Annotated in this window: 24 protein-coding genes; 19 read left to right on the top strand and 5 right to left on the bottom strand. The window is 68.4% G+C overall.

Annotated elements, in window-relative coordinates; genetic code table 11:
* A complete protein-coding gene (locus HAV18_RS35645) occupies positions 1-2,070 on the bottom strand; it encodes a bifunctional 2',3'-cyclic-nucleotide 2'-phosphodiesterase/3'-nucleotidase (protein WP_166965188.1) in 2,070 nt (689 codons plus the stop codon).
* Between the two features lie 334 nt (positions 2,071-2,404).
* Between HAV18_RS35645 and HAV18_RS35640 the strand changes: the two genes are divergently transcribed.
* From HAV18_RS35640 to HAV18_RS35595, 10 genes are all read left to right on the top strand, one after another.
* On the top strand, positions 2,405-3,529 hold the full coding sequence (locus HAV18_RS35640) for an ABC transporter permease (protein ID WP_166965187.1): 1,125 nt from the start codon (positions 2,405-2,407) through the stop codon (positions 3,527-3,529).
* Positions 3,526-4,440, top strand: a complete 915-nt coding sequence (locus HAV18_RS35635; protein ID WP_166965185.1) for an ABC transporter ATP-binding protein — start codon at positions 3,526-3,528, stop codon at positions 4,438-4,440. Before HAV18_RS35640 ends, HAV18_RS35635 begins: the two co-directional genes overlap by 4 nt.
* Before the next feature lie 18 nt (positions 4,441-4,458).
* Positions 4,459-5,388, top strand: a complete 930-nt coding sequence (locus HAV18_RS35630) for an MlaD family protein (RefSeq protein ID WP_166965184.1) — start codon at positions 4,459-4,461, stop codon at positions 5,386-5,388.
* A 23-nt stretch (positions 5,389-5,411) separates the two neighbouring features.
* The gene (locus HAV18_RS35625) at positions 5,412-6,065 is read left to right on the top strand and encodes an ABC-type transport auxiliary lipoprotein family protein (protein ID WP_407062452.1); all 654 of its coding nucleotides are present in this window, start codon (positions 5,412-5,414) and stop codon (positions 6,063-6,065) included.
* A gap of 19 nt (positions 6,066-6,084) precedes the next feature.
* Positions 6,085-7,245, top strand: coding sequence for a VanZ family protein (locus HAV18_RS35620; RefSeq protein ID WP_166965181.1), 1,161 nt, complete (start codon positions 6,085-6,087; stop codon positions 7,243-7,245).
* Between the two features lie 344 nt (positions 7,246-7,589).
* Positions 7,590-7,907, top strand: coding sequence for a ferredoxin (locus HAV18_RS35615; protein ID WP_059233089.1), 318 nt, complete (start codon positions 7,590-7,592; stop codon positions 7,905-7,907).
* Between the two features lie 13 nt (positions 7,908-7,920).
* Entirely contained in the window at positions 7,921-8,565 is a 645-nt protein-coding gene (locus HAV18_RS35610) for an alpha/beta hydrolase (protein ID WP_166965179.1), read from the top strand.
* A gap of 485 nt (positions 8,566-9,050) precedes the next feature.
* Entirely contained in the window at positions 9,051-10,364 is a 1,314-nt protein-coding gene (locus HAV18_RS35605; RefSeq protein ID WP_166965178.1) for a D-alanyl-D-alanine carboxypeptidase family protein, read from the top strand.
* A 48-nt stretch (positions 10,365-10,412) separates the two neighbouring features.
* On the top strand, positions 10,413-11,339 hold the full coding sequence (locus HAV18_RS35600) for a D-amino acid aminotransferase (RefSeq protein ID WP_166965177.1): 927 nt from the start codon (positions 10,413-10,415) through the stop codon (positions 11,337-11,339).
* Positions 11,339-11,647 (top strand): YbeD family protein, encoded by a 309-nt coding sequence (locus tag HAV18_RS35595; RefSeq protein ID WP_011353335.1) that lies wholly within the window; start codon positions 11,339-11,341, stop codon positions 11,645-11,647. The genes HAV18_RS35600 and HAV18_RS35595 overlap by 1 nt, the downstream gene beginning before the upstream one ends.
* Here HAV18_RS35595 and HAV18_RS35590 read toward each other — a convergent pair.
* Positions 11,631-12,623, bottom strand: a complete 993-nt coding sequence (locus HAV18_RS35590; protein WP_166965175.1) for a transcriptional regulator GcvA — start codon at positions 12,621-12,623, stop codon at positions 11,631-11,633. The two genes, HAV18_RS35595 and HAV18_RS35590, sit on opposite strands and share 17 nt — an antisense overlap.
* 102 nt (positions 12,624-12,725) lie before the next feature.
* Between HAV18_RS35590 and HAV18_RS35585 the strand changes: the two genes are divergently transcribed.
* The 6 genes from HAV18_RS35585 to HAV18_RS35560 all read left to right on the top strand — a co-directional run bounded on the left by HAV18_RS35585 (position 12,726) and on the right by HAV18_RS35560 (position 17,944).
* Positions 12,726-13,052, top strand: coding sequence for a DUF2917 domain-containing protein (locus tag HAV18_RS35585; protein WP_166965174.1), 327 nt, complete (start codon positions 12,726-12,728; stop codon positions 13,050-13,052).
* Positions 13,053-13,135: 83 nt separating this feature from the next.
* Positions 13,136-13,894, top strand: coding sequence for a lipoyl(octanoyl) transferase LipB (lipB, locus tag HAV18_RS35580; RefSeq protein ID WP_166965229.1), 759 nt, complete (start codon positions 13,136-13,138; stop codon positions 13,892-13,894).
* Positions 13,887-14,879, top strand: a complete 993-nt coding sequence (lipA, locus tag HAV18_RS35575) for a lipoyl synthase (RefSeq protein ID WP_166965172.1) — start codon at positions 13,887-13,889, stop codon at positions 14,877-14,879. Before lipB ends, lipA begins: the two co-directional genes overlap by 8 nt.
* A gap of 252 nt (positions 14,880-15,131) precedes the next feature.
* Complete coding sequence (gene tauA / locus HAV18_RS35570; protein WP_166965171.1) at positions 15,132-16,148, top strand: taurine ABC transporter substrate-binding protein; 1,017 nt, start codon at positions 15,132-15,134, stop codon at positions 16,146-16,148.
* Between the two features lie 36 nt (positions 16,149-16,184).
* Positions 16,185-16,982: a taurine ABC transporter ATP-binding protein gene (locus tag HAV18_RS35565; RefSeq protein ID WP_166965169.1), complete on the top strand. Its 798-nt coding sequence runs from the start codon at positions 16,185-16,187 to the stop codon at positions 16,980-16,982.
* A complete protein-coding gene (locus HAV18_RS35560; RefSeq protein ID WP_166965227.1) occupies positions 16,982-17,944 on the top strand; it encodes an ABC transporter permease subunit in 963 nt (320 codons plus the stop codon). Before HAV18_RS35565 ends, HAV18_RS35560 begins: the two co-directional genes overlap by 1 nt.
* Positions 17,945-17,977: 33 nt before the next feature.
* Here HAV18_RS35560 and HAV18_RS35555 read toward each other — a convergent pair whose 3' ends face one another.
* The 3 genes from HAV18_RS35555 to HAV18_RS35545 all read right to left on the bottom strand — a co-directional run bounded on the left by HAV18_RS35555 (position 17,978) and on the right by HAV18_RS35545 (position 21,587).
* On the bottom strand, positions 17,978-18,613 hold the full coding sequence (locus tag HAV18_RS35555; protein ID WP_166965168.1) for a LysE family translocator: 636 nt from the start codon (positions 18,611-18,613) through the stop codon (positions 17,978-17,980).
* Between the two features lie 62 nt (positions 18,614-18,675).
* Entirely contained in the window at positions 18,676-20,553 is a 1,878-nt protein-coding gene (gene ggt, locus HAV18_RS35550) for a gamma-glutamyltransferase (protein ID WP_166965166.1), read from the bottom strand.
* A 71-nt stretch (positions 20,554-20,624) separates the two neighbouring features.
* Positions 20,625-21,587, bottom strand: a complete 963-nt coding sequence (locus HAV18_RS35545; RefSeq protein WP_166965165.1) for a LysR family transcriptional regulator — start codon at positions 21,585-21,587, stop codon at positions 20,625-20,627.
* A gap of 249 nt (positions 21,588-21,836) precedes the next feature.
* Here HAV18_RS35545 and HAV18_RS35540 point away from each other — a divergent pair, with 249 nt between their 5' ends.
* From HAV18_RS35540 to HAV18_RS35530, 3 genes are read left to right on the top strand one after another with little or no spacing between them, the layout of a single operon-like run.
* Positions 21,837-23,969, top strand: coding sequence for a 3-hydroxyacyl-CoA dehydrogenase NAD-binding domain-containing protein (locus HAV18_RS35540; RefSeq protein ID WP_166965164.1), 2,133 nt, complete (start codon positions 21,837-21,839; stop codon positions 23,967-23,969).
* 29 nt (positions 23,970-23,998) lie between these two features.
* Positions 23,999-25,207 (top strand): acyl-CoA dehydrogenase family protein, encoded by a 1,209-nt coding sequence (locus HAV18_RS35535; protein ID WP_166965162.1) that lies wholly within the window; start codon positions 23,999-24,001, stop codon positions 25,205-25,207.
* Between the two features lie 14 nt (positions 25,208-25,221).
* Positions 25,222-26,358, top strand: a complete 1,137-nt coding sequence (locus HAV18_RS35530) for an acyl-CoA dehydrogenase family protein (RefSeq protein ID WP_166965160.1) — start codon at positions 25,222-25,224, stop codon at positions 26,356-26,358.
* Positions 26,359-26,376: the final 18 nt, after the last annotated feature.

Here is a 26,376-nt window from a genome sequence, read left to right as displayed (position 1 = left end):
TCATTGGGTGAGGTCGATCTCGTAGGTGGCGAGGTTCTTGCCTGAACCGTCGTCGGCCGCGACCTGCGTGATGCCGGTCAGGCCGGCCGCCGCCGCGTCGCCGAGGCGGTTCGGTGCGGACGCGAACTGCACGTGCGCGACCGAGCTCGCGAGCTTCGTGAAGCGCCAGCTGCGCTGCGCGCCGTCGGCCGTGCGCGTGATCTTGCCGCGCTGTTTCACGAACGCGATCAGCACGTCGCGGTTCGCATCGGGCGACGCGAAGATCGTCTTGCTGCCGTCGAGGCCCGGGAAGTTGCCGCCGCCGCTCGCGCGGTAGTTGTTGGTCGCGACGATGAACTGCGCGTTCGGGTCGATCGGCGCGCCCTTGTACGTCAGGTTCTTGATCCGGCTGCCGACCGGCTGCGTGACGTCGATTTCATACGCGAGATCGGCGGACGTGAACATGTCGAAGTTGTAGCCGGGGAACGTGCTGACGAGCGGCTGCACGGTCGCCTTGGTCGGGTCGATGCGGTTGAAGCGCTTCGCGGCGGTTTCGAGCCAGTTCTTCACGTCGGCGCCGCTCACCTTCACCGCATACACGGTGTTCGGATACAGGTACAGGTCGGCCGCGTTGTTGATCGCGAGCGCGCCCGGCGCGACGTCGGTGTAGTCGGTGCCGCCGCCGAAGCCGCTCTTGAACGGCGCGCTGACCGACAGCACCGGCAGCGACGCGTATTGCGGCAGGTTCGCCTGCACGTAGGTTTTCACGTAGTCGGCCTGCGCCTCGTTGACGATCTGGATCGCGCCCGGGTCGCCGACGTCCGCGAAGTACGAGTTCATCCGGTAGTCGGTCGAGCCGATCGGCGTCTTCACGTAGTCGATCGTCGCCTGGTGTTCGGCGGCGATCGCGGTGGAAACCGACGGATCGGCCGCGACGTAGCTCTTGTCGGCGTTCTGGGTCGAGCGCGCCTCGACGGTCGTCTGCGACTTGTCGACGCTCCACGTCTTGCCGTCGAACTTCAGGCCGAGCTTGATCACGCCGAGGTGCTTGCCCCAGTAGTTGGCCATCACGGTCGGCACGCCGTTGACGGTGCCCTTGACCTTGTCGACGCCCGGCAGGTTGAACTGCGACACGGTGCTGTTCGCGTCCGGGAACACCTGGTGCGAGTGGCCGATCAGCATCGCGTCGATGCCGGTCACCTTCGACAGCCACCAGCTGCCGTTCTCCATCGTCGGCGAATACGCGGAATTGTCGAGGCCGCCGTGCGAGATCGCGACGACGAGATCGGCGCCCTTCGCGCGCATCTCCGGAATGTACTTCTCGGCGGCTTCCTTCAGGCCGGTCGTGTAGACCTTGCCGTCGAGCCAGCGCTTGTCCCAGTTCATGATCGCGGGCGGCGTGAAGCCGATGATGCCGATCTTCACGGGCGCGCTGACCGTCTTGCCGTCCGGCGTCGTCGCGGTCACGGTGCGGGTCAGGATCGTGTACGGCGTGAACAGCGGCGCGTTGGTCTTCGCGCTGATCACGTTCGCGAGCACCTGCGGGAAGTTCGGGCCCGCGCACTTCTTCTGCTGGGCGGGCGCCGGCAGGCCGTCGACCTCGAACGTGTTGCCGGTCACCTGCGACAGGTACGGCAGCCCGTAGTTGAATTCGTGGTTGCCGATCCCGCCGCCGTCGAATTTCGCGGCGTTCATCACCTTGTAGATCGCGAGCGTCTGGTCGCAGCCGACCGGCTTCACGAGCGCTTGGTAATCCGACAGCGCGGTGCCCTGGATCGTGTCGCCGTTGTCGAGCAGCAGCGTGTTCGGGTATTGCTTGCGTGCTTGTGCGATCAGCGTCGACACGCGTTCGAAGCCGAGCGAATTGTCGGCGGCGAGCTTGAAATAGTCATACGACAGCACGTTGGTGTGCAGGTCGGTCGTCTCGAGCAGGGCGAGCGTGGCCGTCGTGCCGACGGGCGCCTGGGCCGCCGGCGGCGTCACCGGCGGCGAGGTGACGTCGTCGCCGCCGCACGCGGCGAGGATGAAGGCGAGGCTGGCGAGCGCGGCGATGGCCGGCATGCGACGGCGGGAAAGCAGGGGGAGATGCATCGGTTGTCCTGTTCGGTGTTCTGTTTTATGAAACGCGAGGTGCGCAGCGAATGGCGGCGCGGGGCGCCGACGGCCTGATGTGCGGCGCGTGAGAGTATCGAAAGGAAACGTGACGGAAGAATGAAAGGTGGTGAAGCCGTCAACCGGCAGGGGCGGCGGCTTCCACGCGCACCCCGGGGCGGGCGACCCGGCCCGGCGCCTCCGGCTGGGCGCACCCGGCCAGGCGCGCCCGGCTGCGGGCCCCGGGCTGGGCGTCCACACGGAAATCCTCACGTCGCGTCGCCGGGCGGTTCGCTACAATGACCGCTGTCACCTTTTTGCAAACAACCTGCCCTTGGACTTCGAGACTCCTCCCGGCCTGTCGGTCGACGCCGGCGGCCAGGGCCAGACGGTGCGCCTGTACGGCCAGTGGACCGCGCTCGCGCTTGCACGCAATCGTGGCGCGGTGGCGCGTCGTATCGCGAGCATCGGGTCCGGGCGCGTGAGCGAATGGGATCTGTCCGGCATCGAGCGGCTCGACCACGTCGGCGGCCAGGCGCTGTGGCGCGTGTGGGGCCGCAAGCTGCCGGCCGGCGTCTCGTTGAGCGACACGCAGCGCACGATCTTCGAGCGCATCGAGCGGCTCGACAGCGGGCGCGAGGCGCCCGAGCGCGTCGTGCGCTTCGATCCCGTCACGCGGCTCGGTCAGGCGATCTTCCGGTTCGGCGAACACCTGCAGGGCGGCATCGCGTTGTTCGGCCTCGTGATCCTCGATGCGCTGTCGGTGTTGCGCCGTCCGCAGACCATGCCGTGGAAGGAGACCTCGGCGAACATCTACAGCGCCGGCGCGCAGGCCCTGCCGATCACCGCGCTCGTCGCGTTCCTGATCGGCATCGTGCTCAGCTACCTGTCCGCGCAGCAGTTGCAGATGTTCGGCGCGAACCGCTACATCGTGAACATCCTCGGGCTGTCGGTGATCCGCGAGCTCGGCCCGGTGCTGTCGGCCATTCTCGTCGCGGGCCGCTCGGGCTCGGCGATCACCGCGCAGATCGGCGTGATGCGTGTGACCGAGGAGCTCGACGCGATGCGCGTGATGGGCATTCCGCACGGGCTGCGGCTGATCCTGCCGCGCGTGCTCGCGCTCGGCGTCGCGATGCCGCTGCTCGTGATGTGGACCAACATCATCGCGTTGACGGGCGGTGCGCTTGCCGCGAAGCTCGTGCTCGGGATCGACGTCAACTATTTCGTGCGCTCGCTGCCGGGCGTCGTGCCGATCGCGAACCTGTACATCGGCGTGGGCAAGGGCGTCGTGTTCGGCATGCTGATCGCGCTGGTCGCGTGCCATTTCGGCTTCCGGATCAAGGCGAACTCGCAGAGCCTCGGTGAAGGCACGACCACGTCGGTCGTGTCGTCGATCACGGTCGTGATCCTCGCCGACGCTGTGTTCGCGATCCTGTTCCAGAACGTGGGGCTCGGATGAACGCATCGAACGAAACGACCGCGCATGCGGCGGCCGTCGGTGCCGGGTCGGTCGGCGACCGGCCGGCCGCGGCGGCCGATCCCGGCGACCTCGTGATCGAGGTGCGCAACCTGACCAAGCGCTACGGGCGCAACATCATTCACCAGAAGCTCGACTTCGACGTTCGGCGCGGCGAGATCGTGGCGATCGTCGGCGGCTCGGGCTCCGGCAAGACCACGCTCGTGCGGCAGATCCTCGGCCTCGAGCGGCCGACGTCGGGCACGATCAAGGTGTTCGGCGAAGATACCGCGACGATCGACGACGCGAGCGCGCGGATGATGCGCACGCGCTCGGGGATGCTGTTCCAGCAGGGCGCGCTGTTCTCGTCGATGACGGTGTTCGACAACGTCGCGCAGCCGCTGCGCGAGCTTGGCCGCGTGCCGCCGGATCTCCTGCACGACATCGTGATGCTGAAGCTCGAGATGGTCGGGCTGCCGTGCAAGCACGCGTCGAAGATGCCGGCCGCGCTGTCGGGCGGAATGGTCAAGCGGGTCGGCATCGCGCGTGCGATCGCGCTCGAGCCCGAGCTGCTGTTCCTCGACGAACCGACGGCCGGCCTCGATCCGCAGGCGTCGGACGAATTCGTCGAGCTGATCGCGACGCTCCACCGCACGCTCGGGCTGACCGTCGTGATGGTGACGCACGATCTCGACACGATGGTCGCGCTGTCGACGCGCGTCGCGGTGCTGGCCGACCGCAAGGTGCTGGTCGCCGCACCGGTCGAGGAGGCCGCGAACGTCGACCATCCGTTCATCCACGAATATTTCCTGGGGCTGCGCGGGCGCCGCGCATTGCAGGCGCTGCCGCCCGAGCGACGCGCGAAGCTGCCGAAGGCGGCCCTCGAACCGGCGCTGTCGAGCGTCGAGCTGTAGGAACGAAGGAATCCCCGAATGGAAAACAAATCACATGCGTTCTGGGCCGGCCTGTTCACGATCGCGCTGACGCTCGCGATCGCGGGCACCGTGTTCTGGTTCAACGTCGACCGCACCGTACGCGTGCCGTACGACCTGCTCGCGCGCACCAACGTGACGGGGCTGTTCCCGGACGCGGCCGTGCGTTTTCGCGGCCTCGACGTCGGCAAGGTGCAGTCGATCGGCTTCGATCGTTCGCACCCGGGCCAGATCCGGATCCGGATTCTCGTCGATCACGACGCGCCGATCACGCAGTCGACCTACGGCAGCCTCGGCTTCCAGGGCGTGACGGGGATCGCGTTCGTGCAGCTCGAGGATACGGGGCGCGACCTGGCGCCGCTGCCGTCGTCGACGAAGTCGATCGCGCAGATCCCGATGCGGCCGAGCCTGTTCGACCAGATCCAGGAGCGCGGCGACGTACTGCTGCGGCAGCTCGAACTGGCCGCGAAGAGCGCGAACGCGCTGATGTCGCCCGAGATGCGCGAGCAGTTGCGCGCGACCGCCGAAAGCCTGCAGCACGCGGCCGATGGTGCCGCCACGCTGACGAAGCAGCTTGGCCCGACGGTCACCGCGCTGCCGGAGACGATGCACGAGGTGAACCGCGCGATGGCGTCGGCGAACACGCTGCTGCAGCCGAACGGGCCGCTCGTGTCGAACCTGAACAAGGCCGGCACGGCCGCCGAGCAGGTCGGTGTCACGCTGAACGAGCTCAACGCGCGCGTGCAGTACGACACGCTGCCGCGTTTCAACGCGCTGGCCGGCAGCGTCGGCGATGCGTCGCGGCAATTGAAGGACGTGGCCGGTGAACTTGGCCGCAACCCGCGCAGTCTGTTGTTCGGTGCGCCCGGCGCGGCGCCGGGGCCCGGCGAAGCGGGCTTCGTCTGGCCCGGTGCGACGGCCGGGCAGTGACACCCATCGAAACCGGAAACATCATGCAGGAACACGCCATGCCACGAATCCTTGACCGCGCGCTGCGTCCGGCCGCGGCCGCGCTTGCCGCGCTGACGCTGTCGCTCGCGGCCGGCTGCGCGGGCAACAGCGCGGTGCTGTCGAATGTCCGCTATGACCTCGGGCCGGCCACACCTGGGGCGGCCCCGTCGGTCGTGACCGCAGGCCCGGGCCCCGCGCTGAAGGTGCTCGACGTCGCCGCGCCCGACGCGCTCGACTCCGACAAATTCTCGTACCGCCTCGCGTACGTGGACGCGCAGCACGTGGCCGTCTATCGCGACAGCCGCTGGACGGCACCGCCCGCACAACTGCTCACGCAGCGGCTGCGCGGCGCGCTGTCGTCGCGCGGCACGGTGCTCGAAGGGTCCGACGGCGTGCGCGCGCCGACCCTCAAGGTCGACCTGAACGAATTCGAGCAGGTGTTCGACGGCCAGTCGCAGAGCCACGGCGCCGTTACCGCGCGCGCGACGCTGACACTGGACGGCAAGGTGCTCGGCCAGCGCACGTTCGTCGCGCGTGCGCCGTCGAGCACGCCCGACGCGGCGGGCGGCGCCCGCGCGCTCGCGACGGCGAGCAACGAGCTCGTGTCGCAGATCGCCGCGTGGGTCGGCATGCAGGCGTACGCGGGCACGCCGTGACGCGTGCCGTGCAGCCGCGATGAGCGCGACCGGCACGCCTCGCGCATCGCCGCTCGCGCGGCAGGCCTTTGCCGCTTACACGGCACTCATCGTCTACGCGTCGCTGTATCCGTTCGAAGGCTGGGTGTCGCTCGGCATCGGGCCGTTCGACTACCTGTTCGCGCCGATGCAGCGCTACGTGACCGCATTCGACGTGGTCACGAACGTGCTCGGTTACCTGCCGTTCGGCGCGCTCGCCGTGCTCGCCGTGCTCGCGCTGCATCCGCGCTGGCGCGGCGTGGCCGCGACGCTGATCGCGGCCGGGCTCGGCGTACTGCTGTCGGGCTCGATGGAAGCGTTGCAAACCTACCTGCCGACGCGTGTCGCGTCGAATCTCGATCTCGCGGCCAATGCGCTCGGCGCGTTGCTGGGCGCGGCGCTCGTCGCGCCGGCCACCGGTGCGCTGCTCGATCGCGGCGCGCTGCGGCGGCTGCGCTTCGCGTGGTTCGAGGACGACGGTGCGACGCCGCTGCTGCTCGCCGGGCTGTGGCCGTTCGCGATCCTGTTCCCGTCGCCGTTCCTGTTCGGCATCGGCGACTGGCCGGCCGCGCTGTGGGAGCGTGCCGACACGTCGATGCAGGACGCGCTGCTCGCGTGGCTGCCGGCCGCGTGGCGCGTGGGCGAATGGCCCGAGCGCGTCGACGGCTGGCTGTCCGACTCCGCGTGGGAGGCCGCGCTCGGCGGGCTGATGCTGTTCGCCGCGCTGACGATCGCGTCGCTCGCAATGCGGCCGCGCGCGCCGCGCATCCGGCTGCTGATCGCGCTCGTCGCCGCGACGCTCGTGCTGAAGGCGGCCGCGACGTTCATGCAGTCGGCCACCGGCCTCGTCGTCGTATGGGCGACGCCCGGTGCGCGGCTCGGGATCGAGCTCGGTTTCGCGGCCGCGCTCGTCGCGCTGCACGTGCCGGCGACGTGGCGCGCGACGCTTGCGGCGCTCGCGCTGCTGGCCGGCGTGGCGCTCGTGAACCTGCTGCCGGTCAATCCGTTCTTCGACTTCACGCTGTCGGGCTGGCGGCAGGGCCGCTACCTGCACTTCAACAGCCTCGCGCGCTGGCTCGCGTGGATCTGGCCCTACGCGGCGCTGATCTGGCTCGGCCAGCGCGTCGAGCACGCCTGGCTGCCGGCCGTGTTGCGCCGCTGACGCGGTAGCTGCGATGGCTGCGGCGGTTGCAACGCTTCCAGCGCTTCCAGCAGCGCGGCCGCGGCGGTATCGCGGGCAGCGGCGTACGCCGGTCGCTATAATCGTCCGCATGAGTGCAGTGTTCGGCACCAATCGGCACTCATGTGCGGCGCCTTCGCACCCGTGGCCGCGTTGCAAATCCTCGCGATGCCACCAGGCATCGCTGCGGTTTGCGCCTTGCCACGAGCACGAATCCGCTGGCACATCAGCGCCGCCTGGCACCGAACACTACACACCCGTTGCCCCGCGCAGCGGCAATCGCTCCTCTTTCCGCACGGCCTTGCGCCGGGCCGCTCGTCACGATCATGGATTCCTACTACCAGCACCACGTCTTCTTCTGCCTGAACCAGCGCGAACCGGGCGCCGAACGCCCGAGCTGCGCGCAATGCGGCGCGCAGACCATGCAGGAATACGCGAAAAAGCGCGTGAAGGAGCTCGGCCTTGCGGGGCCCGGCAAGGTTCGCATCAACAAGGCCGGCTGCCTCGACCGCTGCGAGGAGGGGCCGGTGATGGTCGTGTATCCGGAGGGCACGTGGTACACGTACGTCGACCAGGCCGACATCGACGAGATCGTCGAATCGCACCTGCGCGACGGCAAGGTCGTCGACCGCCTGAAGATTTGAGCGGGTCGGCCGAATGAACGTTCATACGCAGAAATCGCTGATCGCGGGCCCGGTCGGGCAGATCGAGATCGCGGTCGATCTCCCCGATGCCGTGCGCGAAAGCGGTGCCGCGCCGCGCGGCATCGCGCTCGTCGCGCATCCGCATCCGCTGTTCGGCGGCACGATGGACAACAAGGTTGCGCAAACGCTCGCGCGCACGCTGGTGCAGTTGAACTACGTCGTGTTCCGGTCGAACTTCCGCGGCGTCGGCGCGACCGAGGGCGTGCACGATAACGGCACCGGCGAGGCCGACGACCTGCTCGCGGTGCTCGCGCACATGCGCGCGCAGCCCGCATATGCCGACCTGCCGCTCGTGCTCGCGGGCTTCTCGTTCGGCACCTTCGTGCTGTCGCACGTCGCCAGGCGGCTGTGCGACGCGGGCGAGTCGATCGAGCGGATGGTGTTCGTCGGCACGGCCGCGAGCCGCTGGCAGGTGGCCGACGTGCCCGAGAACACGCTCGTGATCCACGGCGAAACCGACGACACGGTGCCGATCGCGTCGGTGTACGACTGGGCGCGGCCGCAGGAACTGCCGGTCGTCGTGATCCCCGGCGCCGAGCATTTCCTGCATCGCAAGCTGCACGTGCTGAAACGCATCATCGTCGACGCCTGGCGCTAGCCGGCGCGCGGGTGCCGGCTAGCGCCGGCGGCCCGCGACGTCTTGCGCACACGGCCTCCGGCACGCGCCGGAGGCGCGATCCTCCCGCGCGACATCGCGCCGCAGCGTGCGGCGCGGCCCCACTTCCACCTCGCCTGCACACGCCTTTCGCACACCTTCGCGTGCGATGACGCGCAGCCTGCCGGTACCCTGCGCCCGATGAAGATGGTCGGCCGTCCGGCGCCAGGTTCGCGAAAACGCCCTGCGCGGCCACGTATAATGGCCGGATTCCGCGTCGCCCGCGGCCCGGCTGGGCCCATGCGGCGCTCGTTTCGCCATCTGTCCGCCCGCTCGCGACAGCCGCGAACCGAACGCGTCCGCACGAGTCCAACCGGCGCGTTTCGCGTCGCCCGACGATATCGGGCGAGTGCCCGAAACGCCCGCCGCCTTGCCGTTCAACCCTGCGCGTTTCGCACCGCACTTTCTGCCATCAGCCTGAATCGATCATGCGTCTGTCTCCCCAAGGCCTCAAGTCCCTCGCTTCCTCCATCGCCTTCGGCACCGCCGCGCGCAACGTCGCGCTCGGCGTGATGCTGCCCGTCGCGCTCGCGTCGACGATCGTCGTCGCCGAGGCGAAGCCGGCCGCCAAGGCCAAGGCCGCGCATGCTGCGCCGGCCGCCGCCGAGCAGTTCACCGGCGCGCCCGCGACCTACATGCCGGGCGCGGTGCCGCCGCCGGGCGTGAATGCGCGCTCGTGGGTGCTCGTCGATGCGACCAGCAACACGGTGCTCGCGTCGGGCAATGCCGATGAACGTGTCGAGCCCGCATCGCTGACGAAGCTGATGACGGCGTACCTCGTGTTCGAGGCGCTCGACAAGAAGAAGATCTCGATGGAGCAGATCGTCACGCCGAGCGAAGCCGTGCGCCGCGTCGGCCGCGACGAGTCGCGCATGTTCATCGAGGCGAACAAGCCGGTGTCGGTGCACGACCTCGTGTACGGGATGATCATCCAGTCGGGCAACGACGCCGCGATCGCGCTGGCCGAACTCGTCGGCGGCAGCGAAGGGCAGTTCGTCAACATGATGAACGACGAGGTCAAGCGCCTCGGCATGAAGGGCACGCACTTCGCCGACGTGAACGGCATGCCCGACCCGAACCACTACACGACGGCCGGCGACCTCGCGAACCTGTCCGCCCACCTGATCCGCGATTTTCCGCAGTACTACAGCATCTTCTCGGAGAAGGAATTCAAGTACAACAACATCCGCCAGGGCAACCGCAACCGTCTGCTGTGGCTCGACCCGACGGTCGACGGCCTGAAGACGGGCCATACGCAGGCGGCCGGCTACTGCCTGATCGCGTCGGCGAAGCGCGCGATCCCGGGCGTGGACGGCCAGCGCCGCCTGGTGTCGGTGATGATGGGCGAGCAGAAGGAAGGCGAGCGCACGCAGGACAGCATGAAGATGCTGAACTACGGCTACAGCGCGTTCGATTCGGTGCGCCTGTTCAAGGGCGGCCAGGCGATCTCGACGCCGCGCATCTACAAGGGCAAGGACAACACCGTGCAGGTCGGCGTGAAGGGCGACCAGTGGGCGACCGTGCCGCGCGGCCTCGGCGACAAGGTCAAGACGGAAGTCGACGTCAACGCGCCGCTGATCGCGCCGCTCGCGGAAGGCCAGCAGGTCGGCACCGTGAAGATCGTCGCCGACGGCAAGACGCTGTCGGAATTCCCGGTCGTCGCACTGCAGGCCGTGCCGGAAGCGGGTATCTTCGGGCGTATCTGGGACTCGATCCTGCTGATGTTCAGCAAGAAGAAGTAAGCACGACGGGCCTTTGTTTTCACGACTTCATCCCCATCTGTCATAGCTATGAGCCAAGCCGAATTCGAACCGATCGTCTACCTCAGCGTGTCGTCGCAGGAAGAAATGGTGCCGCTGTCGGAAGCCCGTGTGCCGGTGCTCGACCGTGGGTTCATCTTCGGCGACGGCGTGTATGAAGTCGTCCCCGTTTATGCGCACGATGGCGCGCACGTGCCGTTCCGGATCGAACAGCATCTGGCGCGGCTCGAGCGCAGCCTGAAGAAGATCGGTATCGCCAGCCCGCACGACGACGCGGGCTGGCGTGCGCTGATCGAGCGCGTCGTCGCGGCGAATGCCGAAGGGCTCGGCGACGGCAACGCGCTCGTCTACCTGCAGGTCACGCGCGGCGTCGCGAAGCGCGGCCACGCGTTCCCCGCGAACGCGGTGCCGACGGTGTTCATGATGACGAGCCCGCTGCGCCTGCCGTCCGCCGACGAACGCGCGCAGGGCGTGCGCTGCGTGACGGCCGAGGATCGCCGCTGGCTGCATTGCGACATCAAGTCGATCTCGCTGCTCGGCAACGTGCTGATGGCGCAGCATGCGGCCGAACGCGATGCGTTCGAGACGCTGCAGTTGCGTGACGGCAACCTGACGGAAGGCTCGTCGTCGAACGTGTGGATCGTGAAGAACGGCGAGCTGCTCGCGCCGCCGCGCAGCAACAAGATCCTCGAGGGGATCCGCTACGCGCTGATCGAGGAGCTGGCCGACGAATGCAGGATTCCGTTCGTCGCGCGCGAGATCAGCGAAGTGGAATTGCGCGCAGCCGACGAGATCATGATCACGTCGGCCACGAAGGAAGTGCTGCCCGTCACGTCGCTCGACGATCTGCCCGTGCAGGGCGGCAAGCCGGGCCCCGTGTTCGCGGCGTTGTATGACGCGTACCAGCGCGCGAAGGCGCGCGAGTTTGAACAGTTTGACCTAACCCGGAGAAAGTGATGAGCGAACCGACCAAAACCATCGAGGTGACCGGCGCGATCGATACCCGGAAGGAGTCGCTGCTGGAGTTCCCGTGCGATTTCCCGATCAAGATCATGGGCAAGGCGCACCCCGAGTTCAAGGACACGATCTTCAAGGTCGTCGCCGTTCACGACAACGAGATCGATGTCGAGAAGATCGAGGAGCGTGCGTCGAGCGGCGGCAATTACACGGGCCTTACGATCACCGTGCGGGCGACGAGCCAGGAACAGCTCGACAACATCTACCGCGCACTGACCGGCCATCCGATGGTCAAGGTCGTACTCTGAGCGAAAGCGCCTTCCATCCTCCTTCCTGCGCGCACTCGGCGGGGGTCTTCCCCGCCGCGCGCCGCGCGTCCAGCTCGTCGCACAGCCGTTTGTATTCGGCGACTTCCTGAAGCAGCCAGGTCCTGAACGCCTGCACGCGCGGCGTGTTCAGGAGCGGCGGCGGACACACGAAAAAATAGTGCCACGGGCTCGGCCCGTCGATGTCGAACAGGCGCACGATGCGCCCGTCCAGCAGGTCGTGCACCGCGAGCGAGCGGCGCACCAGTGCGATGCCCTGGCCGTCGATCGCGGCCAGCAGCAGGTTCGACGAATCCTGGTACAGAATCCCCCGTTTCGGCTCGGTCAGCGTCTTGAGTCCGGCCACGTCGAACCACGGCCGCCACAGCTCGTCATCCGAGCGCAGCAGGTTGTAGTGCACGAGATCGGCGGGCGTTTGCGGCAGCTTGCCACCGTTCAGTGTCGGCGAGCACGCCGGAAAGAACACCTCGTCGAACAGCGGCTCGACATGCAGCCCCGGATAGTTGCCGTGCCCGAAGCGGATCGCGAGATCGACGTCGTCGCGCGCGAAATCGGTGAGCGAGTTGGTCGACTGCAGTTCGACGTCGATTTCCGGATGCCGCTCGATGAACGAGCCGATGCGCGGCGTGATGAAGCGCGCGGCAAACGACGACAGCATCGACACCACGAGCCGCCGGTCGCGGTCGCTCGCGCGCACGTCGCGGGTCGCGTCGGCGATCACCATCAGCGCGGTGCGGATCTGCTGCGCATAGCGCATGCCGGCGTCGGTCAGGCACAGCCGCTTGCCGTTGCGCGTGAACAGCTGCACGCCGAGCTCTTCCTCGAGCGCGCGTACCTGGTGGCTGACCGCGCCGTGCGTGACGTACAGCTCGTCGGCGGCGCGCGAGAAATTCTCGTGACGGGCGGCGGCTTCGAACGCGCGAATCGCGTTCAGCGCAGGCAGCTGGCGGAGGTCCATTTGCTAATTTTCCTCACATCGACGTGAAAATTGGTCGTTTTGTCGGACGCCTTGAAGTGACTACGATTGTAGCCATCGAAGCACTTTTTGGCGGAGTCGATCATGCAAGAAATTTCCTCAAGCATCACGTTCGAAATCCCGGCGGGCGAAACCGTGCCGATGAAGGTACAACGCAGCACGCGGCTGGTGGTGCAGTGCGGGCCGGTGTGGGCGACGCGCAGCAACGACGTCGACGATTACTTCCTGGTCGATGGCGAGACACTGAAGCTGCGCCGCGGCGAGCGGCTGTGGCTCAGCGCGGAAGGCCGGGAGGGCGCGTGCGTGGCGTTCTCGGTGTCGCGGCCGCCCCGGGAAGTCGCGCTCGGCGGGCTGGCACGGCTGCGCGAACGTGTGAGCGCGCTGCTCCACGACGGATGGCGGACCGTCTGACCATCATTTCCTCCGACGGATACCGGCGATCCGTCCCCCTCCAAGGCCGGCGAGACCCACGGGTTTTCGGTAAACTACCGCCCATGTCCGTTTCGCCGGTTTCCATCGTGTCCACGCCTGTTGCCGTTTCCGCATCGCCCGCCGGGTCCCCGGATCAGCCGGCCCCGCCGGTCACCGTGCGCTGGCGGGGCGTCGAGACCTACGAGGCGAGCTTCGACGCGATGCGCGCGTTCACCGACACGCGCACGGCCGACACCGGCGACGAGATCTGGCTGGTCGAGCATCCGCCCGTCTACACGCTCGGCCAGGCCGGTGACCCGTCTCACCTGCTGGTGGCCGACAGCGGCGTGCCGCTCGTGAAGGTCGACCGCGGCGGGCAAATCACTTACCACGGCCCTGGCCAGATCGTCGCGTACCTGCTGCTGGACCTGCGCCGGCGCAAGCTGATGGTGCGCACGCTCGTGACGAAGATCGAGGAGGCCGTGATCGAAACCCTCGCGGCGTATAATCTCGCTTCGGTCCGCAAGGCGGGTGCGCCCGGGATCTACGTGGCGTCCGGCGTGCACGAGGGCGCGAAAATCGCGGCCCTCGGCCTGAAGATCCGCAACGGCTGCAGCTATCACGGGCTGAGCCTGAACGTGAAGATGGATCTGCGCCCGTTTCTTGCGATCAACCCGTGCGGCTATGCCGGACTGGAAACTGTCGACATGGCGAGCCTCGAGGTTGCCGCCGACTGGAACGACGTCGCCCACACGCTGGTGCGCCGTCTGATCGCCAACCTCGACGGCGCATCCGCGGCCGCCGACAAGCCGCAGGCACTGGAACAACATTCGAATGACTGACGTTACCGCTTCCCCCGCACCGGCCGATCCGGCCGCGACCCCTGCCTACGATCCGACCGCCAAGCAGAAGGCGCAGGCGAAGACGGCGCGCATTCCGATCAAGGTCATTCCGATCGAGAAGCTGAAGAAGCCCGAGTGGATCCGCGTGAAGGCGGCCACCGGCAGCTCGCGCTTCAACGAGATCAAGACGATCCTGCGCGAGCACAACCTGCATACGGTGTGCGAGGAAGCGAGCTGCCCGAACATCGGCGAATGTTTCGGCAAGGGCACCGCGACGTTCATGATCATGGGCGACAAGTGCACACGCCGCTGCCCGTTCTGCGACGTCGGCCACGGCCGTCCCGATCCGCTCGACGCGGATGAACCGAAGAACCTCGCGCGCACGATCGCCGCGCTGAAGCTCAAGTATGTGGTGATCACGAGCGTCGACCGCGACGACCTGCGCGACGGCGGTGCCGCCCACTTCGTCGAGTGCATCCGCGAAACGCGCGCACAGTCGCCGGAAACGCGCATCGAGATTCTCACGCCGGACTTCCGCGGCCGTCTCGACCGCGCGATCTCGATCCTGAACGCCGCGCCGCCGGACGTGATGAACCACAACCTCGAAACGGTGCCGCGCCTGTACAAGGAAGCGCGCCCGGGTTCGGACTATGCGCACTCGTTGAAGCTCCTGAAGGACTTCAAGGCGCTGCATCCGGACGTCGCGACGAAGTCGGGCCTGATGGTCGGCCTCGGCGAGACGGAAGAGGAAATCCTGCAGGTGATGCGCGACCTGCGCGCGCACGACGTCGACATGCTGACGATCGGCCAGTACCTGCAGCCGTCCGAGCACCACCTGCCGGTGCGTGCGTACGTGCATCCGGATACGTTCAAGATGTACGAGGAAGAGGCGTACAAGATGGGCTTTACGCACGCGGCCGTCGGCGCGATGGTGCGCTCGAGCTATCACGCCGATCTGCAGGCGCATGGGGCCGGGGTGGTCTGAACGCCCTTGCTTCGTCGTCTTCGGACGAACCCGAAAAAAGCCCGCAGCGATGCGGGCTTTTTCGTTGGTGCGGACGCCGCCAGCGCGTTCGCACGGCAATCGCCATCCGACCGGACACACAATCCGGTCGAGCATGGAAAGCAAAGCTGAAACAGCATCGATAGCTTCGCAGGATAAGTTCGCTCCCGCCGTGCGCAAAGCTCCTATAGTCGGCTCTCCCGCAGCATTGCCCGCATTCCGAAGGAGAGCCGCATGTCCCGTTTCAGCTTCATCCGCCGCGCCGTCGTCGCGCTGACCGCCTTTGCCGCGCTCGGTGCGGCACACGCCGAATCGCGCGAAGTCGTGATCGCGTACCAGGACATGGTGGTGCCGTGGCGCTACGCGCAGGCGAGCGGTGAAGTCGAGAAGGCGACCGGCTACAAGGTCACGTTCCGCAAGCTCGACAGCGGCGCCGACGTGATCCGCGCGCTCGCATCGGGCTCCGTGCAGCTCGGCGAAGCCGGCTCGAGCCCGATCGCGGCCGGGCTGTCGCAGGGGCTCGACATCTCGCTGTTCTGGGTGCTCGACAACATCAACGACGCCGAGGCGCTCGTCGCGCGCAACGGCTCGGGCGTCACGAACGTCGCCGCGCTGAAGGGCAAGAAGATCGGCGTGCCGTTCGTGTCGACGTCGCATTTCCATACGCTCGTCGCGCTGCAGGCCGCGGGCGTCAATCCGAACGACGTGAAGATCGTGAACCTGCGTCCGCCCGAAGTCGCGGCTGCCTGGGCACGCGGCGACATCGATGCGACCTACATCTGGGACCCGGTGCTCGCGAAGGTCAAGCAGTCGGGCACCGTGCTGACGACGTCGGGCCAGGTTGCGAAAGAAAGTGGCAAGGCGACCTTCGACGGCTTCGTCGTGAGCCGCAAGTTCGCGCGCGAGAACCCCGAGTTCGTCACGCGCTTCGTGAAGGTACTCGCGGCGGCCGATGCCGACTATCGCGCGCACGCTGCCGCGTGGAAGGTTGGTTCGCCGCAGGTCGCGGCGGTCGCGAAGGTATCGGGCGCGAACACGCAGGACGTGCCGGCCAGCCTTGCACTTTATGCATTCCCGACGCCGGCCGAGCAGGCGTCGTCGACGTGGCTCGGCGGCGGTGCGCAGTCGGGCGCCGCGAAGTCGCTCGCGGCCACGGCCACCTTCCTCAAATCGCAGGGCACGATCCAGACGGTACTCGCCGACTACTCGATCGGCGTCGATCCGCAGTTCGTGCAGAAGGCCGCGCGCTGAGCGCGGCGACCCAGACCCATCGCGGAGCCATCGAACATGAGCACGCTGGAAGTCCGTCAGGTATCGGTCGACTATCCGGGCGAACGCGGCCGGCCGACGACGCAGGCGCTCGCGCGCGTCGACCTGCGCATCGATGCCGGTGAATTCGTCGTCGCGCTCGGCGCGTCCGGCTGCGGAAAGACGACGCTGCTGAACTGCATGGCCGGCTTCGTCGCGCCGACGGCGGGCGACGTGCGCGTCGACGGTGTGCCGGTCACGGGCCCCGGCGCCGATCGCGGTGTCGTGTTCCAGAAATATGCGCTGCTGCCGTGGCTCGACGTGCTCGACAACGTCGCGCTCGGGCTGCGCTTCGCACGCGTGTCGAAGGCCGAACGCGAAGCGCGGGCGCGGGAGATGCTCGCGCTGGTCGGACTCGAGAAGCATGCGCATGCGCGCGTGTACGAACTGTCGGGCGGGATGCAGCAGCGCGTCGGCATCGCACGTGCGCTCGCGAGCGACCCGCGCGTGCTGCTGATGGACGAGCCGATGGGGGCGCTCGACGCGATGACGCGCGGCACGATGCAGGCGCTCGTGCTCGACGTGTGGGCGCGCACCGGCAAGACGGTGTTCTTCATTACGCACGATGTCGAGGAGGCGCTGTTTCTCGCGACGCGTCTCGTCGTGATGACGCCCGGTCCCGGCCGGATCGCGGAAACCTTCGAACTGCCGTTCGCGCGCCGCTACGTCGAATCGCGCGATGCGCGCGCGGTGAAGTCGTCACCGGATTTCATCGCGTGGCGCGAACGGCTGATTGAGTACCTGCATCGCGACGAGGCCGCCGAGGTGGCTGCGTGATGCACGAACTCGCGCGACAGGGCGCGTCGGTCGGGCGCGGTCGGATCAGCACTTTGCACAGGCAGGACAGCATGAGCACGCAGGATTCTTGGGCGGCCGATCGTACGGCTGCTGGTTTCGAGCAGGGCGAGCGCACGTGGGTTCACGCGGCGGCGCGTCGTGCGCCTTCGTCGCACCGCTACCGCTTGCCGGGGCAGGGGAAGACGGCCGGGTTGAGCGCGGCGACCGTCGCGACGCTGGCCGTGCTGTGGTGGGTCGCCACCTATCGCCAGTGGCTGCCGCCGCTGTTCCTGCCCGCGCCGGAAGCCGTGTGGACGGCATTCGTCGACGCATGGCACGGCCGCATCCAGGGCGGCCTGCCGTTGTCCGAGCACCTGCTGTGGAGTGCCGCGCGCGTGTTCGGCGCGTTCCTGCTCGCGACCGCGATCGGCGTGCCGGCCGGCATCCTGATGGGCGTGAGCCGCATCGCACGCGGCGTGCTCGATCCGCTGCTGGAGTTCTATCGGCCGCTGCCGCCGCTCGCGTACCTGCCGCTCGTCGTGATCTGGTTCGGCATCGACGAAACGGCGAAGCTCGTCGTGATCTTTCTCGCATGCTTCGCACCGATCGCGATGGCCGCCCGCGCCGGTGTGCGCGCGGCAACGGTCGAGCAGATCAACGCCGCGTATTCGCTCGGCGGCAGCTTCGAGCAGATCGTGCGCCACGTGGTGTTGCCGGCCGCGCTGCCGGAGATCCTCACCGGGCTGCGGATCGCGATCGGCTTCGGCTGGACGACGCTCGTCGCGGCCGAGATGGTCGCCGCGACGGCCGGGCTCGGGCAGATGGTGCTCAACGCATCGAGCTTCCTGCGCACGGACATCGTCGTGATGGGCATCCTGATCATCGGCGCGATCGCGTGGCTGTTCGACCTCGCGATGCGATGGGTCGAGCGGCGGATCGTGCCGTGGAAGGGGCGAGGGTGAGCGAGGTTCGTTGCGGCGGGCGGCGCCGTCGCATCAGGTCGCGGTGCCGCGCCGGTAGAGGCTGAGCGCAACCGCCAGCCCGGCCAGCATGCCGGCGCAGCCGCGATTGAGCCATTTCAGCGCGCTGCCGGACATGACCTTCATCGCATGATGGCCGCCTGCCGCATAGACCGCCATCAACAGGACGTCGATCGCGGCCGTCAGGATGGCCAGCGTCGCGTACTGGGCAGCGACGTTCGATTGCGGCTGGATGAACTGCGGCAGGAACGCCGAGAAGAACAGCAAGCCCTTCGGATTGGACAGCGCGACGAGCAGCGAGCGCTTGAAGGCGGAGCGGCCGTCGCGCGCGCCGTCGGCCTGCACGGCGCTGGCCGGCGGAACGGACGCGGGGGCGTGCCAGAGCGCCCAGGCGAGGTACAGCAGGTACGCGGCGCCCGCCCACTTCAGCATGACGAACAGGTGCTCCGACGCCTGCATGAGCGCGCCGAGCCCGCATCCGACCGCGCCGATCAGGATCAGGTCGGACAGCGCGGCGCCCGCGATGCCGTAGGCCGCGATGCGCATGCCGCGCGTGGCGCCGTTGTTCAGCGCCAGCAACATCGTCGGGCCGGGTGTGATGGTGACGGCGGATACGGTGATGACATACAGCACGAGTGTCGTCGAATTCATGTCATGGCTCGCCGGGGCAGGGCTTGTCAGTTTATGCGAAATCGCGGCGCTGGCCGCCGGCGTCAATCCCCCATCGCGATCCCTTCGCGCCGTGGATCAGCCCCCCCGAACCACACCGTCTGCCCCTGCACGTTCAGCCGCTGGATGCCCTGCAGCCCCGAGTTCATCTCGACGACCCGCACGTCGTGCCCGCGGCCCTTCAGCCCGTCGGCGAGCGCGTCCGACACGCGGCCGCGTTCGAGTTGCGTCGGCCCGTTCATCGACCCGAAGTTCGGCAGCGCAATTGCCTGCTGCATCGTCATCCCCCAGTCGAGCACGCCGACCAGCGTCTTCGCGACGTGATTGATGATCGCGGGGCCGCCGGCCGAGCCGACGATCATCGTCACCTGCTTCGTCTTCTTGTCGAACACGAGTTCCGGCGACATCGCCGAGCGCGGCCGCTTGCCGGGCTGCACGCGGTTCGCGACCGGCCGGCCGTTGTCGTTCGACACGAACGAGAAATCGGTGAGCTGGTTGTTCAGCATGAAGCCGCGCACCATCAGCCGCGAGCCGAACGCGTCCTCGATGCTCGTCGTCATCGACAGCGCCTGGCCGTAGCGGTCGACGATCGCGATGTCGGACGTCGACGGCAGCTCGGGGCTGCGGTCGTCGGCCATCGCGAGCGTCGCGCCCTGCGGCGTGCCGGCCTGCGCGACGCCCATGCTGCTGTCGCCGATCAGGTGCGCGCGCTGCGCGAGATAGGTCTTGTCGGTGAGGCTCGCCCAGCTGCCGCCCGGCAGCGGCACGAAATCGGGATCGGCGACATAGCGCGCGCGGTCCGCATACGCGAGCCGCCCGGCTTCGCTGAACAGGTGCGCGGCGAACGGCGTCGGCTCGTAGCCGACGTCGTTGCGCACCGGCTTCTGCGCGCCGATCTGCTGCCAGTCCGGCATTGCTTCGAGGATGCCGAGCATCTGCGCGATCGCGAGGCCGCCCGACGACGGCGGCGGCATCCCGCAGACGACCGAGCGCCGGTAATCGGCGCACAGCGGCGTGCGCACCTTTGCCTTGTAGCGCGCGAGATCCTGCAGCGACAGCAGGCCCGGGTTGGTCGGGTGCCTGCGCACCTTCGTGACGATGTCGCGCGCGATCGCGCCGCTGTAGAACGCGTTCGCGCCACGGTCGGCGACTTGCCGCAGCACGGTCGCGAGCGCGGGGTTCTTCAGCACCGTGCCGGCCGCCTTCGGCGTGCCGTCGTTGTTGTAGAAGTACGCACGCGCGGCCGGGTCGTTCTTCAGGTACCTGTCGTTGGCGATCAGCGTCGCGAGCCGCGGGCTGATCGTGAAGCCGTGCTCGGCGAGCCGGATCGCCGGCTGGAACAACCGGCGCCACGGCAGCTTGCCGTGCGCGCGGTGCGCGGCGTCGAGCATGCGCAGCACGCCCGGCGTGCCGACCGAGCGCCCGCCGACGACACCTTCGTAGAAGCTCATCGGCTGGCCGGTCGGCCCGTAGAAGAGGCGGTCGGTCGCGGCGGCCGGCGCGGTCTCGCGGCCGTCGTAGGCCTGCGTCGCACGGCCGTCGAAGTACAGCAGGAACGCGCCGCCGCCGATTCCCGACGATTGCGGCTCGACGAGCGCGAGCATCATCTGCGTGGCGATCGCCGCGTCGATCGCGGTGCCGCCCGCCTTCAGCATGTCGTAGCCGGCCTGCGTCGCGAGCGGATTCGCGGCCGCGATCATGAAGTGCTGCGAGGTCCAGCCCGGCTTGTCGGTCCAGCCGGACGACAGCTCGGGTGCATGGACGCCGGGCAGCGGCACGGCGGCGCCCGATGCGGCGGCGACGGGCACCACGGCGGCCGACGATGGCGTGGACGGGGACGTGCAGCCGGCGTTGAACGCGACGAGCGCGACAGCGGCGAGCAGCGTCCAGGAGCGCGAATGCGGACGAATCCGGTCGAACATTGAACCCTCGGCAGCAGTGAATTCGAAGGAGGCGACGGTGCCGGCGCAACGCGGCTGCCCGCCCCGGCGCGCTATTGTCGCCGCGCGGCCGGCGGGTTGTCACCCGACAGGAAACCCTGACGCATCGCGCCGGGCCCGCCCCGGCCGGTCTTCCCGGCCTGTTCGAGGATGAACTCTATGAACGTCGACGTCGCGCGCGTGTGATGCCGGTTCGGCATGTAGAGCATGTACATGTGCGTGCCGAAGATGCTGAGCCGGTATGCGTCGAGCGACGTGACGACCGTGCCGCGCCGGATGTCGTCGTGCACCACGTAGTCGGGCACGATGCCGACGCCGATCCCGCCGAGGATCGCCTGCCGCAGGAACAGGAAGTTCTCCGAAATCAGCGTGGGCTCGAGCAGCACCTCGTGGCGCTCGTCGCCGAGATACGCGGCGATCCTGAGCTGCCGGCCCATCACCGTCGCGGTGACGACGGGGGAGGCCGACAACGCGCCGAGGCTCGCCGGCATCCCGTGTTCGGCCGCGAATGCGGCTGACGCGCACGCGACGTAGCGCACCGCGCCCATGTCGCGCGCGACGAGGTTCTGCGGCGGCTCCGGCATCACGCGCACCGCGATGTCGATCTCGTCGCGCATCAGGTCTTCCACGCGGTTTTCGAACACGACGTCGAGCACGATGCCCGGATGCAGCCGCTTGAACGCGAGCAGCCAGTCGGACATCACCATCTGCCCGTAGCCACTCGGCACCGACAGCCGCACGCGGCCCTGCAGGTCCTGGCCGAGCGTCGTCACCGATTCCTGCGCGGCGAGCAGTTCGTTGCGGATGCGCCGGCCATGCTCGTACAGCTTCAGCCCGATTTCGGTCGGCTCGATGCGCCGCGTCGTGCGCCGCACAAGCTGCTGGCCGATCGAGCGCTCGAGCTGGTTCAGCCGGTAGCTGACGTTCGCGCGGCTCATCTTGAGCCGCTGCGCGGCCTTGCTGAGATTGCCGGCGTCGAGGATCTCGACGAGCAGCGTCAGCGCGTTCAGGTCCATGCGTCGCGTCTCCTGATCCGTCCCGTTTAACGGTCGGAAGCATTCAGTGTCAAGTCAGACTTGACAGCTTGTAAAAGCAGGAGGGAATTGTCAATGAATCTCGATCAATCGAGAATCGGGTCATGCCCGGCATACGGCCGGATCTTGTCCCGCTTCGTGCGGGACCGGGGCAGGCGCCCCGGCGCCGCTCGCGTGGCCGCGCGCCACGCGCCGGCGTCGACGCACCTGCCGCCGCGTCAAGGAGACACGATGAATTCACCCGCTTCCCCCACCAGCCAGGCCGGCACCGTCACGCGCGAGCGGCGCGACAAGGTGCTCGTCGTCACGATCGACCACGCGCCCGTCAATGCGCTGTCCGCTGACGTGCGGCGCGGCCTCGCCGACGCGCTCGACGCCGCGCAGGCCGACGACGCGATCCGTGCGGTGCTGATCGTCGGCGCCGGCCGCAACTTCATCGCGGGCGCCGATATCCGCGAATTCGGTAAGCCGCCCGTACCGCCGTCGCTGCCCGACGTGTGCGAGCGGATCGAATCGGGCACGAAGCCGGTCGTGGTCGCGCTGCACGGCGCGACGCTCGGCGGCGGGCTCGAAGTCGCGCTCGCCGCGCATTACCGGCTCGCGGTACCCGGCTCGAAGCTCGGGCTGCCCGAGGTCACGCTCGGCCTGTTGCCCGGCGCGGGCGGCACGCAGCGCGCGCCGCGCCTGATCGGGGCGAAGGCCGCGCTCGACCTGATGCTGACGGGCCGCCATGTGAGCGCGGACGAAGCGCTCGCACTCGGCCTCGTCGATCGCGTCGCGCACAGCGACGACACGCTCGCCGAAGGCCTCGCTTACGCGCAGGAACTCGTGTCGCTCGGCGCACCGGTGCGCCGCACGCGCGACGCGCAGGGGCTGGCGGACCGCGCGGCCGCACAGGCCGCGATCGACGCGGCGCGCGCGGAACTGCCGAAGAAGTCGCGCGGCCTCTTCTCGCCGGCGAAGATCGTCGACGCGGTCGAAGCCGCGCTCACGCAGTCGTTCGACGCGGGAATGAAGTTCGAACGCAGCCTGTTCCTGCAGTGCATCGACAGCCCGCAACGCGCGGGCCTCGTGCACGCATTCTTCGCGGAGCGCGAAGCGGCGAAGGCGCCCGAGGCGCGGCGCGCGAGCGCGCGGCCGGTCGAGCGGATCGGCGTGGTCGGCGGCGGCACGATGGGCGCGGGCATCGCGGTCGCGGCGCTCGATGCCGGGCTGCCGGTGACGATGATCGAACGCGACGAAGCGTCGCTCGCGCGTGGCCGTGCGCATGTCGAGAAGGTGTACGACGGTCTCGTCGCGAAAGGGCGGATGACGCCGGCCGCGCACGCCGCGCGGCTCGCGCGCTTCAAGGGCAGCACGTTGTACGACGCGCTCGCGCAGGCCGACGTCGTGATCGAGGCCGTGTTCGAGGACATGGCCGTGAAGAAAGCCGTGTTCGCCGAACTCGCGCGCGCGTGCAAGCCGGGCGCGGTGCTCGCGACCAACACGTCGTATCTCGACATCGACGAACTGGCCGCGAGCATCGACCGGCCGGCCGACGTGATCGGCCTGCATTTCTTCTCGCCGGCCAACGTGATGAAGCTGCTCGAGATCGTCGTGCCGGCGCGCGTGAGCGCGGATGTCGTCGCGACCGCGTTCGCGCTCGCGAAGCAGTTGAAGAAGACGCCGGTGCGAGCGGGCGTGTGCGACGGCTTCATCGGCAACCGGATCCTCGCCGTCTATCGCACGGCGGCCGACTACCTGATGGAAGACGGCGCGTCGCCGTACCAGATCGATCGCGCGGTGCGTGAATTCGGCTTCCCGATGGGGCCGTTCCAGGTCGTCGACCTCGCGGGCGGCGACATCGGCTGGGCGACCCGCAAGCGCCGCGCGGCGACGCGCGACCCGCGGGCACGCTACGTGGAGATTTCCGACCGGCTGTGCGAGCGCGGCTGGTTCGGACAGAAGACTTCACGCGGCTATTACCTGTATCCGGAGGGGGCGCGCGTCGGCACGCCCGACCCGGAAGTCGATGCGATCGTCGCCGAAGAACGCGCGAAGAAGAGCGTCACGCCGCGCACGTTCACCGACGACGAAATCATGCGCCGCTACCTTGCCGCGATGATCAACGAAGGCGCGAACGTCGTGCACGAGAAGATCGCGCTGCGTCCGCTCGATGTCGACGCGGTGTTCCTCTACGGCTACGGCTTCCCGCGCTATCGCGGCGGCCCGATGCACTACGCGGACACGCTCGGCCTCGCGAACGTGCTCGCCGATATCCGCGCGTTCGCGAAGGAGGATCCGCTGTTCTGGAAGCCGTCGCCGCTGCTCGTCGATCTCGTCGCGCGCGGCGCGGATTTCGCGAGCCTGAACCGCATCGACTGAACGCCAAACGCATTCGCAACGGAACGAAGATGGATCTCAATTTCACTCCCGAAGAGGAAGCCTTCCGCACGGAAGTGCAGCGCTTCCTGCAAGCCGAACTGCCCGAGCGCATCGCGCGCAAGGTGAAGGGCGGCCTGCATCTCACGCGCGACGACATGCGTGAATGGCACGCGACACTCAACGCGCGCGGCTGGCTCGCCAGCCACTGGCCGCGCGAATACGGCGGCCCCGGCTGGAGCGTCGCGCAGAAGTTCCTGTTCGACAACGAGTGCGCGCTCGCGGGGGCGCCGCGCATCGTGCCGTTCGGCGTGAACATGCTCGGCCCCGTGCTGATCAAGTACGGCAACGACGCGCAGCAGCGCCGCTGGCTGCCGCGCATCCTCGACGGCACCGACTGGTGGTGCCAGGGCTACTCGGAGCCGGGCGCCGGCTCCGATCTCGCGGCGGTGAAAACGAACGCGGTGCGCGGGCTCGACGCGCAAGGCGAGCACTACATCGTCAACGGCCAGAAGACGTGGACCACGCTCGGCCACTACGCGAACATGATCTTCTGCCTCGTGCGCACCGCGACCGACGTGCGCAAGCAGGAAGGCATCAGCTTCCTGCTGATCGACATGAACACGCCGGGCGTCGAGGTGCGCCCGATCATCACGCTCGACGGCGAGCACGAAGTGAACGAGGTGTTCTTCACCGACGTGCGCGTGCCGGCGGAAAACCTCGTCGGCGAAGAGAACCGCGGCTGGACCTACGCGAAATACCTGCTCACGTACGAGCGCACCAACATCGCCGGGATCGGCTTCTCGACGGCCGCGCTCGACCGGCTGCGCGCGGTCGCCGCGAAGGTCACGAAGAACGGCCGCCCGCTCGCGGACGATCCGTTCTTCGCGGCGCGCGTCGCGCGTGTCGAGATCGAACTCGAGAACATGCGCACGACCAACCTGCGCGTGCTGGCCGCGGTCGCGGGCGGCGGCGCACCGGGTGCGGAAAGCTCGATGCTGAAGATCCGCGGCACGCAGATCCGCCAGGAGATCACGGCGCTGATGCGGCGTGCGATGGGGCCATACGCGCAACCGTTCGTCGACGAAGCGCTCGATGCCGATTACGACGGCGAGCCAGTCGGCCCGGACGAAGCCGCGAGCGCTGCGCAGCAGTATTTCAACAACCGGAAGCTGTCGATCTTCGGCGGCTCGAACGAGATCCAGAAGAACATCATCGCGAAGATGATGCTCGGGCTGTAACGAGGAGCGCGACGATGGATTTCCAGCACACAGAAGACCGCCGGATGCTGGCGGACACGTTGAACCGCTTCATCGCCGAACAGTACGCGTTCCCGGTGCGCGATCGCATCGCGCAGTCGGCCGAAGGCTTCGATCGCGCGATGTGGCAGCGCTTTGCCGAACTCGGCACGGTCGGCGCGCTGTTCGCGGAAGCCGACGGCGGGTTCGGCGGCGCGGGCTTCGACATCGCCGTGGTGTTCGAATGCCTCGGGCGCGGGCTCGTCGTCGAGCCGTTCCTCGGCGCGCTGCTCGCGGGCCGCGCGTTGTCGCTCGCCGGCGGCGCCGCGCATCGCGACAGGCTCGCGGCGCTGATCGACGGCAGCGTGAGCGCCGCGTTCGCGCACGACGAGCCGGGCTCGCACTACGAACTGACGACCGTACGCACGCGCACCGAACGCTCGGGCGACGGCTGGGTGCTGACGGGCGCGAAGGGCGTCGTCGACCAGGCCGCGCAGGCGGCGTTCTTCGTCGTCAGCGCGCGTACGGCCGGGAACGACTACGATGCGGCCGGCATCGGCCTGTTCGTCGTGCCGGCCGACGCACCGGGCGTATCGCTGCGCGACTACCGGAAGATCGACGGCGGCCGCGCGGCCGAAGTGCGCTTCGAACGCGTCGTGTTGCCGGCCGATGCGGCGCTCGGCGCGCACGACGGCGACGCGGGCGCCGAGTTGCTCGAACGCGTGCTCGGCTACGGTCTGCTTGCGCTGTCGGCTGAAGCGCTCGGCGCGATGGATGTCGCGAAGGAGCACACGCTCGAGTACCTGCGCACGCGCAAGCAGTTCGGGCTGCCGATCGGCAGCTTCCAGGCGCTGCAGCACCGGATGGCCGACCTGCTGCTCGAAGTCGAGCAGGCGCGCTCGGCCGTGATCAACGCGGCGGCGCTGCTCGAGGCGCCGCGCGTGGTGCGCGAACGCGCGCTGGCGGCGGCGAAATACAGCATCGGCCGGATCGGCACGCTCGTCGCCGAGGAGAGCATCCAGTTGCACGGCGGCATCGGGATGACGTGGGAGCTGCCGCTGTCGCACTACGCGAAGCGTCTCGTGATGATCGATCATCAGCTCGGCGACGAGGATCACCATCTCGCACGCTACATCGCGCTGTCGAAACAGTAAAAGCGCACAGCGCGAATG

The sequence above is a fragment of the Burkholderia sp. D-99 genome, assembly GCF_011605345.1.
In the GTDB taxonomy this organism is placed as follows: Bacteria; Pseudomonadota; Gammaproteobacteria; order Burkholderiales; family Burkholderiaceae; genus Burkholderia.
This window is presented reverse-complemented; position numbering and strand designations above follow the sequence as displayed.